This is a genomic window from Clostridium akagii DSM 12554 (assembly GCF_000686725.1).
Lineage (GTDB): Bacteria > Bacillota > Clostridia > Clostridiales > Clostridiaceae > Clostridium_I > Clostridium_I akagii.
In genome coordinates this window covers 446,142-457,302 of the sequence record NZ_KK366008.1, presented here as the reverse complement: position 1 = coordinate 457,302, position 11,161 = coordinate 446,142, and the positions used below count along the sequence as shown (strand labels likewise).

Sequence of the window (11,161 nt, the reverse complement as noted above, 5' to 3'; positions counted from 1 at the left end):
GTCCGTAAATTTTAAGTTGAAAAAGGTTATGGAAGATATAAAGCAGATGAATTATCTTGAGTTATAAAGTCAGCATAGAAAATTTTGAAGTAATAACTGCTATTTGTATCACCAGACGGCTTCAAAATTAAGTTTAGAGTGTAGTTTTTAACAATTTTAGTATCTGAATTAGAAATGCCTTTGAAATTTAAAATCCATTTCATACTGGTTATAACCCCATCTTTGTCACAACCATTATCTATAAAAAAACCATCTTGAAAATAATATGTTGCATTGAAACTAGAAAGTGTATCTACTGTTTTTGTAATGCTATTAGCTGCTTCTGGATAAAATACTTCTCTCGGACTATATAAAATGTTGTAAGGCAGACTATCAATATACTTAATAAATTCTAGAATAGAATCTTTACCTAAAAAATTAGAATTATAATTCGAGGGATATTTAATCAAATTATTTTTAGAAATTATATAATTTGACAATTCAGCAGTTTTATTATTAAGGTTTCCTAAAATAATTTTAGGGGTTTTATTATTGTGGTAATCTATAAAACCAAGTAGATTATTCGAATTATTTATTATGTTTTGAAATTTGTTATTCTTCCACATAAATACATTTTGTATTGGAGATCCATCTTTGGAGGCCTGTACAAAAATTTCAGGAAGTTTATCCCTAGAAGCATCTAAAAGCGTAAGACGTAGTGGCCAATAAGTATAGTGATTACCCAAATTATTTAGTTCGTTTTTGGATTTTAAAATGTAATTTTTTTCTTTTGAAGTCACATTAATTTCATATTGGTTTTTATTATTTAGTATGTAAATGGAATCTTTTAAACCATCACCTGTTAAATCATAATTTTGAATACTTTTTTTATCATTGGAAGTTGAAAAAATGTAGGATGTATTTTTAGATAATAAAAATAAAATTAGTAAAACAAATATTAATATTAAGAGAGTGCCATAATATATATAGCGCTTTCTTAAGAATAAAACGTTTAGCTTCATATAAATCACCTCATGGAAAATATATGATGAAAAGCTTTTTTTTATTATATATTATTTTATTATGGTTTATATTAACATAAAAAAAATAATGGCTTGCAATTAAAGCATGCCATTATTAAAGATTAATTGCTTTCTACAGCAACTACTTTTTCCTTGCAAGATTTACAAATTCCGTAGAAGTAAATTTTATTAGTCAAAACTTCGTATTCAGTAAATTCTTTTACTCTGATATTTAAATCTGAAAAAGTCACGTTATCAATATCTTCAACTTTACCACATGAAATACACTGTATATGCGGATGAGCAGTGACATTACTGTCATATCTAAAGTTACCTTCTCCAACATTTAATTCTTCTACCAAATTCACGTCTGCAAGTGTTTTTAAGGCCTTATAAACCGTAGCTAAACTCATAGTTGGATAGTCTTCTTGTAAAGCTTTGTAAATTATTTCAGCGGATGGATGTTTTTTTGTAGACTGTAAATATTTGTACACTGCGATACGCTGAGGTGTCAATTTTAATCGTTTTTCTTTAAAAATACTAGTTATGCTGTTCATAAGCACCATCCTTATTGTTTAATTAATTATATTATATAATAAATACTATCAATTGTCAAAAGAAATACTATGGAAATCATGAGTATTAGTACATTTAATTTAATTTAAACGTTTTAAGACTTGCTTTTAATGTAATAAAAAGGTTATAATATAAAAGATTTCAGAAAATTATTCTGGAATTTTTTATGTTGAAATAAAATTCAGATATTTGATATTATATTAAATAACAAATCGTTTACAAAAAAGACATAAATTATAAACGAAAAGTTTTTTATATTGATGTAAAATATAACCTATGCGTAATATGAAAATTATGAGGTAATAATATGAGTAATGATAGACAACACAGTAAAACACGGTACACTAAAAAAAATGTTAAAAAAATTAAAACATGGAAGCTATTAATGTACTTTTTAGTATTTCAATTACTTTTTGGAATAGCCACAGCTCCAATAATTGTTTACTATTCACCGTTTTTCACTAATCTTAGAAAAAATATAGTTGGAACAGCCATGGCTACAAATAGCCATCAGTTTATTGCTACTTTATTTTTGTCTGATAATAAAATACAGTCGATAATAAAAGGTACTGATACAGGTGGCATTGGATCAGCGGTAGTTCAAGATTTAAGCAAGATAAATATAGGCGGTCATGATAATAGAGTTGAAATAAGTAAAGTTGATGGAGGACATAAATTTAGTGGCTTTCTTGTTACAGTACATGATTCTAGTAGGGTTAAAGTTGGATATACAAAGAATATAGGAAAGTCAGGTCAGAAAACTAGTGATATTGCCAAAGAAAATAATGCTTTAGCAGCTATAAATGGTGGCGGGTTTGATGATAAAGGGAGTAATTCTACAGCCACATGGACCGGTACGGGTGGCATACCTACTGGAATTATTATTTCCGATGGAAAACTAATTTTTCCATATTCAGGTAATGCTGATACGAAGCAAACATACACAGGAGTTGTCGGTATTAAAAAAGGTGGAGTCATGGTTGTTGGTGATTACTCTATTGACGAATTATTGAATATGAATGTTACTGATGCTTTATGTTTTGGACCAACACTAATTGAAAATTCAGTTGTAAAATCTGGAATTTCAAGCCAAGGAGCAAATCCGAGGACAGCTATTGGACAAAAGCATGATGGATCTATCTTGCTACTAACATTGGATGGAAGACAAGGGTTAGAAGCAGGTGCTTCAATAGAGGATGTACAGGAGGTAATGAAAAAGGCAGGCGCTGTTAATGCAGTAAACCTTGATGGTGGTGCATCTACAACTATGTACTATAATGGCAAGGTGCAAAATACTCCAAGTGATACAAAATTTGGTGAGAGACCGGTGCCTACAGCTGTATATGTAAAGAAATAGGAGGAATGGGCAGTGAAAGCTTCAAAGAGGATAATGATTTGGATTATAATTTCACTGATTCTACAGTGTACATTATATGTATTTTTAGATAAATATTATTATGCTTCAGCTGGAAGTATAAAAATAACAGATATAACAGCAGAAGAGCAAGTTAAAAAAATTGTTCCTAATGTAGCATTAGGTAGTACAGCAAAGAATGTAACCTTATCAGATGATTTAGCATACACTGCGACTTTAGAAGATGGTTTGGTGAAAGTAGTAGATACTAGTACTGGAAAAACAAAAGCAAATTTAACATATTCGAGTGGAGTAAAATGTCTTGCTTATATGTGGGTTCCGGGAACAGACATTATGGATATTGTTGAAAAAGTAAATAATACTACAATAAAATTTTACTCTTATGATGCAGATAAGGAAATTAAAACTGAAATAGATGATAGCACAACGCACAAAGCACTTTTTGCAAGTGCTGGGCAGAGTGCTGAAATGAAAATGTCAGTTTTAACAGGAGTGCTGTACATAAAAATTGGACACAGTAATGATTCATTTTATATGTATAGAATAGACAGAAATGAACAACTTAAAAGAGTTTTAACTTTAACTAATAATATAGGCACTTTTGCAGTAGCATCTTCTGATGATCAACTTATTTACAATGATATTTATGGACGAATAAAAGTATATAACTATGCAGAAAAGTCGAGTATAATTATACCAGGTGTTTTAAAACCATCTATTATCGGAACTGATGATAATGACAATTTTTATGTGGGAAATGGTAGTTTACAGTCAAATGCAATCTATTATGGAAAACTTTCAGACAATATTTCTTCATGGAAAAAAATAGTATTGGGCACAATGATTGATAATAAAAATATAGTTGTATTACCAAATGGAGGCATTTACACTTTGGATAGGCAAAATAGTATAGTTACCGATGTAAAGGGGAATAAAACCTATAATTATCAAGGCACTTTTTTACAAATAAATAACGGTAATATTATTTATAACAATGGTGGTAAACTTAAGTTCAAGCCATTATAAAATGCAAATATGGCTTAATGAAATTAATAAATACCTTTAAACAGCAAAATATCCTTGTAGCATATTATGAAAGGAAAGGTAAATTGATGTCTATTTTTAAAAATAAGATAAAATCAGAAAACAATAACATAGGTGGTAAGAAAATTTCAAAACTTAAATATTCAGGTCTATTTTTATTGTTTCAGATTTTATTTACGTCAGTGTCGTTAACTTTGCTAGTGTTTTACGGACCGTTCATAAATGTCAAAAAAAATGTAGTTAGTATGTTTATTAATTCCGGAAGGCATCAATATGTGGCTAGATGGTTTTTATCAGATTCAGAAATAAATAATTTGACTAACTACAGTACTGCCAAAAGTGGCGAGTTAACAACTTCAGAAAAAACCAATACAAGTGAAATTCAAGTACAACATTTAAATGATACAGGAATTGATTTGGAAAATGTTGCGTCTGCAACCGGAAAATTTAAAGGATATTTCTTAGTTATTAAAGATCCTACAAGAGTAAAAGTTGGCTATACAAAGAACCTTGGTAAAGAAGGTCAAATTACCAGTGTTATGGCACAAAGATATGATGCTGTTGCAGCAATAAATGGTGGAGACTTTTCTGATGAGGCAACTGCTGGAAGTGCTAAATATACAGGAACTGGAGGTATACCTATAGGTAATCTGATTTCCAATGGAAAAATCATTAGTAGTTTTGATAGTGATAGCAATAAAAAAATACAGAGCTTTGGTCTTACCTCTGCGGGGAAAATGATTGTGGGTAATTACAGTGCTAATGATTTATTAGCTGCAAATGCTAATGATGCAATTTCATGTGAAGCTATTCTTGTAGTAAATGGTAAGCCAGAGGTTATCGGTCAAGAGTCAGGACTTGCACCTAGGACTGCAATAGGACAAATGCAAGATGGTAGCATATTGTTTCTAACCATTGATGGAAGGTCTGTTGGAAGCATGGGGGCATCCTATGAGGACGTTAGAAACTTAATGCTCAAATATGGTGCGCTGAATGCTGTAGCATTAGATGGAGGTTCCTCATCCACAATGTACTACAATGGAGATATAATAAACAATCCAAGTGATGCAGTGGGTGAAAGATATGTACCTTCCATTGTTTATGCCAAATAGTAGGGGGAGAACTTATGATAAAGGTCTTTAAACACTTAAGTATATGGATAATAATATCCTTAGTAATACAATTTGCTGGACTATATTATATTAATGAGACTTATTTAAAACCAGAAAATTCATTTATAATAAATAAAGTTGTAGCTAAAGCACCTAAAAAACAGCAGATTTCCATTGATATTCCTAGTGATGCTATAAATATTAATGCTTCATATGATGGAAGATTTGTATCATATTGTGAGAATGGAACGCTAAAAACTGTTGATACTTCTAATGGTCAACTTAAAGAAGTATTACCTGAAAAAGGGAATGAAATATCTTTTTACAATTGGGTTTCAGATAGACACAGACTTATAATTGCAGAAAAACCTATTACTGGGAACGGAAAAATTCAATTAAATTCATATGATGCCAGTAAATCTATCAAAAACACCATAAATTCAGATGTTACATGGTCAGATAGTTCATCAAAAGTTTCAGATATTCAAATTTCCCCAGTAACAAATTTAATATATGTGAAAGTAAGTAGAAATTCATATAAATCACAAATTTATTTAAATAATGCTATGGATGACGTAAGCCAGGTGGATACTTCTTCAGTGAAAATTGGGAATATAAAGATTCTGCCGGATAAAGCTGAACTTGTTTATGAGGATTTAAGTTCACATAAAATTATATCTACAAATGATAAAGCTAACATGAATTTTATTAATGTTTCTAGCCCAATAATATTAGGCTCTGATTCTGAGAATAACATTTATGTTGGAAATTTGGTAAATGGATTAATAACAAATATATACTATGGAAATACTGAAGTTCCAGTTACAAACTGGAAAACTATAAATGTTACTAAGCAGTTTGACCCAAAAGATTTATTTATAACAGAAAATGGTAATATATATGTAAATAATAATCTTAAAGGACAAGTTTCCTCACTGAAATCAAATCAAATCACTTCTTATAACGGAAGTTTAATTAAAATGACAGATAAAGGAATTGTATCTGAGAATAATGGCAAACTTGCAGATATACCATATAAATAGAAGGTTTGCAGAGATTAGTCTGCAAATTTTTTATTTATAAATTGCTTATAACCTAATTTTAGATTTGATATAATAAAGTAAAAGAAATAGAAATTCATAGGAGGAATTGATATGGAGAATATAAGTAGCCAGATTTACAATATCGTTATAATTATACCTGCAATCTTAATAGCATTTACTTTTCATGAGTATGCCCATGCTTTAGTTGCAGATAAATTAGGAGATAAAACCCCTAGATTTCAAGGTAGATTAACTTTGAACCCCATTGCACATATAGACCCATTAGGTTTTATTTTTATTTTGATTGTTCATTTTGGTTGGGCAAAACCAGTGGAAACAAATCCAAGTGCCTTTAAAAATTACAATAGAGATGATTTAAAAGTATCTATTGCAGGACCTTTAGCAAATGTTGTTGTTGCTTTTGTTTTTGCTTTTATAACAATTGCTTTATTCAAGGTTTTACCATCAAGTAATTTAGGTAATATAATATTACAAATAGCGAATCAAGTTGTATTTTTAAATTGTACTTTTTCGCTTTTAAATCTAATACCTATTCCAGGGTTTGATGGTTTTCATATATTGGTAGATTTATTCCCAAAGGGCTTTTACAATATATCAGATTCTTTGTACAGGTATCAACTAATCATTTTTTTTGTATTAGCCGTGCCTATATTTAGCAACAATTCAATACTTGGTCTAATGATAGGTATACCAGGTACTGCAATGTATCACCTATTTATGAACATAGCACAGATAATTATAAGATAATCAGATATTTCCTCGGAAATATCTAAAATAGAGAAAAGGCATCTTTAAAAATTTTCAGTTAATATACTAGCATATTTTGATAAGATGTCTTAGGACAAAAGGGCGGAGGAAATACAATGAGACTTAGGAAAAAATGGTGGGCAAGACCTGAACTGGAAAAAAGTCCTTTGGTTATAATTCAGCCAAAAGATTTTAAAGGTAAATGGAATGAAGTTTTTGGAAATAATAATGAAATATATCTTGAACTGGGATGTGGAAGAGGAGAATTCACAACAAGAAATGCAGTGGAAAATCCAGATAAGAACTACATAGCAATTGATTTAAAAGATGAAGTTTTAGTGTGCACACTGAGAAATGTTGAAAAAGCAGAAATTTCAAATGTAAGGATAATCCCACTTGAAATAGCATTTATAAGCGAGATATTTGATGAAAGTGAAATAAGCAGGATATATATAAATTTCTGTAATCCTTGGCCTAAAGACAGACATAATAAAAGAAGACTTACTCACCCTAAATTTTTAATAAAATATAAACAATTTATAAGAGCAAACACAGAAATATGGTTCAAAACTGATAATTTTGATTTATTTGAAGCGTCAATGGAATATTTAGCTTCAAACAATTTTGAAATTAACTATTATACCTATGATCTTCATAATAGCAATTTCGCAGAAAACATTCCTACTGAGTATGAAAATAAATTTGTGAAATTAGGTATGAAAATAATGTTTGTAAAAGCAACTCTCAAATAATAAATTGCGCATAAAGTTTTGCCTACTGGAGAAAATAGTTTCATAACCACGGGAGGTAGAATTATGACATTTGGATTTAAAAATTCACATGTAATAAAAAAAGTAGTGACAAACAATAATGGTGATACAATTGCTTATGGACTTGAAAATGGTGATATAATTATGAAAGAAGAAGCATTAAGTATGGTATACCAAGGGACAATTAGTGGTGTTCGTCTGGAAAAAGACTCGGACGGCAACGAATATTTAACAACTAATGATACAAATGATGATAACTTCACCAGCATCCCTAATGTGAACCACACTAATAATTTAAACTAACAATGAAGATTTATAGTGGACTAAAATCAGCTGCATAGAGAGAATCATGAATCATTGTTATTGATGGTTTTCTCTATATTCATAATTTGTGAATATAGAATTGACATTGTATACAATAATTTCATGATTTATTATAAGACAAGTGTTATAATTTAGATGTATAATTTTATTGATATATGTTTGTAATATAAATAGATGAAGTTGCTATGATTAGTAGCACTAGGAATACAGGAGGTTTAACACTTGAAAAAATGGGTTATCGATAAAAAATTGTTCAAGCAGATTGACTTTAGTTTACTTATTGCAGTTCTGCTTATATCAATTTTTGGAGCATTAAATGTTTATAGTGCATCACGTTCCACAAGTTTGTTTGTATCTCAGTTTGTTGGTATAGGAATAGGGTTAATATTAGTATATCTAGTATTACTAGTAGATTATAGTGTACTAACTGGTTATTCAACTGTTTTATATTGGCTAGGGATTATTTCGCTAGTGTATACTCTGTTTTTCACCACACCAATAAATGGTGCTAATTCTTGGATACAAATAGGATCTCAGCAACTTGAACCTGCTGGTTTTTTTGAAGTTATTTTAACATTATTTATTGCAAAACAAATAAATGATATGGATAGTGAGGTTAATAAACTTAAAAATATCGGCATTATAGTAGTTTATACAATAATACCAGTTGTATTGATTTTTAAACAACCTAATATTGGTATGGCTGTAATTTGTCTTTGTATTACCTTAGGGATAATATTTATATGCGGAATTAATTTAAAAATAATTTATGGAGCAATAATAACCAGTGTTCCATTATGTTGGCTTGTTTGGAATAGTAGTATTTTGCAACAGCACCAAAGATCTAGGATTACATCTTTATTTGAACAATCAAGCTATCAGCTTGCAAATTCTAAAGTTGGAATAGGCTCTGGAGGATTACTTGGTAAAGGTTTTTTAAAAGGAACTCAAGTAGCTGGACAATATGTACCGGAAAATCACACAGACTTTATTTTTTCTGTAGTTGGTGAAGAATGGGGACTAATAGGAGCTATAGTTTTGTTATTACTATATGCGTTTATATTGTACAAAATATTAAAAATTGGTAGACAATCTAAGGACATTGTTGGACAGATGATTTGTGCTGGTACTTTTACAGGATTGATGTTTTCGATTTTTTGGAATATTGGTATGACAGTTGGAATAGTACCTATTTCCGGAATTCCACTACCGTTTATGAGTCATGGTAATAGTTTCATTTTCTCCAATTATATAATTATTGCTTTGGTTATGAACATTGGAATGAGAAAGAAAAAAATAAATTTTTAGAAATTCACTTTCCATATGGGAAGGTGTTTTTTTTTATCATATATGCTAGGATCTTTGAACATAACTAAGAGGATTGGTGATATTTAATGAATGAGATTTTAAAGGGAAAAGTGGTATTGGTTACAGGTTCCTCACGGGGAATCGGAAGAAGCATAGCTATTGAAATGGCGAAATCAGGAGCTATGGTAGCCATTAACTATATGTTAGATGAGGTTGGGGCAGAAGAAACATTAAATGATATTAAAAACATGGGGGCTTATTCAAGAAAATATAAAGCAGATGTGAGAAATTTTAAGGACTCAGAAGAGATGATTGGAAATATCGTGAAGGATTTTGGTAAAATTGATGTTTTAGTGAATAATGCAGGCATATCAAGTATAGGTCTGTTTATAGATAACACTGAAGATGATTATGAGCACGTATTGAATTCCAATTTCAAATCGGTATATAATTGCACTCATGCTGTTTTAAAAAACATGATAGAAAGAAAGAGTGGAGTAATAATAAACATCTCTTCCATATGGGGTAATGTAGGAGCATCATGTGAGGTATTATATTCGGCTTCAAAAGGCGCAATAAATTCATTTACAAAAGCACTTGGAAAGGAACTAGCGCCATCAAATATAAGAGTAAATGCTATAGCTCCAGGGGTAATTGATACAAACATGAACAGATATTTTAGTGACGAGGAAACAAAAGCGCTAAAAGAAGAAATACCAATGGAACGTTTTGGCAAGGGAGAGGAAGTTGGCAAACTTGCAGTTTTTCTTGCAAGTGAAGATTCAAGCTATATCACCTCAAAAATAATTACTATTGATGGTGGACTTCTGTAGAATAATTCACAATGAATATTTAGTGAGTAATATGTCAATATTTTTAATAGATAACTTGAGAGGATGATATCTATGGAAATATTATTATTGATAATAGGGCTTGCTTTTGTACTCTATTTTTTAACTATGGGAATATGTGCAGTAGTAAAAAAGAGTAAAAATATAAAATTTTATATAATAGGATTTGCCATTGCTATATTAGTTACATTCATAGGATATATACAAATACCAATCTATAGAGCGGGCTCTGCAGGTGCAGAAAATAAAGAAAATGGTTCTAGTGGAGTTAAAACCACAGAATCACAAAATATTTCTAGTGATATTGCAGAAAAAATATTGAAGGTAAATTTTATTGATAATGGATATAATGGTTGCATACTTATTCAAAATGGAACACAAAACACCCTCATTGATTCTGGAAAAAAAGAAAATGTTAAGGCAATAGAAAAATCACTTAAAGTACATTCCATAAAAAGGATATACTCAATAATTATAACTAGTGGGGACGATACTACTATGGGAGCAGCAGCTAGCATAATAAAAGATTATAATGTGGAGGATGCTAGATATGTGGATGATTCAGTTAAGGGAAATAGCTATTTTAGTGAAATACAATCTGCTATAAATGCAAATGGGGGAGAATTTAATAAAATAAATCTTACTTACAAAAGTGACGGAGTCAGTGTTACTGGAAGTTGCTCGGTAAGTGGAACTAAATTAAACTTTCAGATACAAAAGAATCAAAGCAAACTTAGTGCTATGACCTTTGTTAAGGATGAGTTTGATAAAAAATTAAATACTGCAGGTATCCAGCATAGTGTTGATACAAATTGTGATTCAGAAGGGAATTTTAACGTTGAAATATCCACATATAAAAATTAAGTTCTAATTGTGATGTGGGATAAATTTTTCAGTAAATATGAAACAGTATCATAGTGTTTTTAACAATTAGTACATAGACAATTAATTATATGGTATAATAAAAAAACAACATTCTTGAAATTAAG

Annotated in this window: 12 protein-coding genes; 10 read left to right on the top strand and 2 right to left on the bottom strand. The window is 30.0% G+C overall.

Annotation, left to right across the window (positions count from 1 at the left end):
* Window positions 1-26: 26 nt before the first annotated feature.
* Both BR66_RS0120635 and perR read right to left on the bottom strand, forming a co-directional pair.
* Window positions 27-1,001: a hypothetical protein gene (locus tag BR66_RS0120635; protein WP_026884615.1), complete on the bottom strand. Its 975-nt coding sequence runs from the start codon at window positions 999-1,001 to the stop codon at window positions 27-29.
* 122 nt (window positions 1,002-1,123) lie between these two features.
* Window positions 1,124-1,558 carry a transcriptional regulator PerR gene (gene perR, locus BR66_RS0120630; protein WP_026884614.1) on the bottom strand — a complete coding sequence of 145 codons (435 nt, stop codon included), beginning with the start codon at window positions 1,556-1,558 and terminating at the stop codon, window positions 1,124-1,126.
* Window positions 1,559-1,884: 326 nt separating this feature from the next.
* Between perR and BR66_RS0120625 the strand changes: the two genes are divergently transcribed.
* The 10 genes from BR66_RS0120625 (at window position 1,885) to BR66_RS0120580 (ending at window position 11,036) form a co-directional block, all read left to right on the top strand.
* Window positions 1,885-2,934: a phosphodiester glycosidase family protein gene (locus BR66_RS0120625; protein ID WP_026884613.1), complete on the top strand. Its 1,050-nt coding sequence runs from the start codon at window positions 1,885-1,887 to the stop codon at window positions 2,932-2,934.
* A 12-nt stretch (window positions 2,935-2,946) separates the two neighbouring features.
* A complete protein-coding gene (locus BR66_RS0120620) occupies window positions 2,947-3,978 on the top strand; it encodes a hypothetical protein (protein WP_026884612.1) in 1,032 nt (343 codons plus the stop codon).
* A gap of 86 nt (window positions 3,979-4,064) precedes the next feature.
* Window positions 4,065-5,108, top strand: coding sequence for a phosphodiester glycosidase family protein (locus tag BR66_RS0120615; RefSeq protein ID WP_035796718.1), 1,044 nt, complete (start codon window positions 4,065-4,067; stop codon window positions 5,106-5,108).
* Window positions 5,109-5,122: 14 nt separating this feature from the next.
* On the top strand, window positions 5,123-6,151 hold the full coding sequence (locus tag BR66_RS0120610) for a hypothetical protein (RefSeq protein WP_026884610.1): 1,029 nt from the start codon (window positions 5,123-5,125) through the stop codon (window positions 6,149-6,151).
* Between the two features lie 111 nt (window positions 6,152-6,262).
* Window positions 6,263-6,919 (top strand): site-2 protease family protein, encoded by a 657-nt coding sequence (locus tag BR66_RS0120605; protein ID WP_035796715.1) that lies wholly within the window; start codon window positions 6,263-6,265, stop codon window positions 6,917-6,919.
* Window positions 6,920-7,035: 116 nt separating this feature from the next.
* The gene (gene trmB / locus BR66_RS0120600) at window positions 7,036-7,671 is read left to right on the top strand and encodes a tRNA (guanosine(46)-N7)-methyltransferase TrmB (protein WP_026884608.1); all 636 of its coding nucleotides are present in this window, start codon (window positions 7,036-7,038) and stop codon (window positions 7,669-7,671) included.
* Between the two features lie 63 nt (window positions 7,672-7,734).
* Window positions 7,735-7,992: a DUF3892 domain-containing protein gene (locus BR66_RS24410; protein WP_084156573.1), complete on the top strand. Its 258-nt coding sequence runs from the start codon at window positions 7,735-7,737 to the stop codon at window positions 7,990-7,992.
* A gap of 243 nt (window positions 7,993-8,235) precedes the next feature.
* Complete coding sequence (locus BR66_RS0120590) at window positions 8,236-9,321, top strand: FtsW/RodA/SpoVE family cell cycle protein (RefSeq protein WP_026884607.1); 1,086 nt, start codon at window positions 8,236-8,238, stop codon at window positions 9,319-9,321.
* 86 nt (window positions 9,322-9,407) lie between these two features.
* The gene (gene ymfI / locus BR66_RS0120585) at window positions 9,408-10,154 is read left to right on the top strand and encodes an elongation factor P 5-aminopentanone reductase (RefSeq protein WP_026884606.1); all 747 of its coding nucleotides are present in this window, start codon (window positions 9,408-9,410) and stop codon (window positions 10,152-10,154) included.
* A gap of 72 nt (window positions 10,155-10,226) precedes the next feature.
* Complete coding sequence (locus BR66_RS0120580) at window positions 10,227-11,036, top strand: hypothetical protein (RefSeq protein WP_026884605.1); 810 nt, start codon at window positions 10,227-10,229, stop codon at window positions 11,034-11,036.
* The last annotated feature ends 125 nt before the right edge of the window (window positions 11,037-11,161 follow it).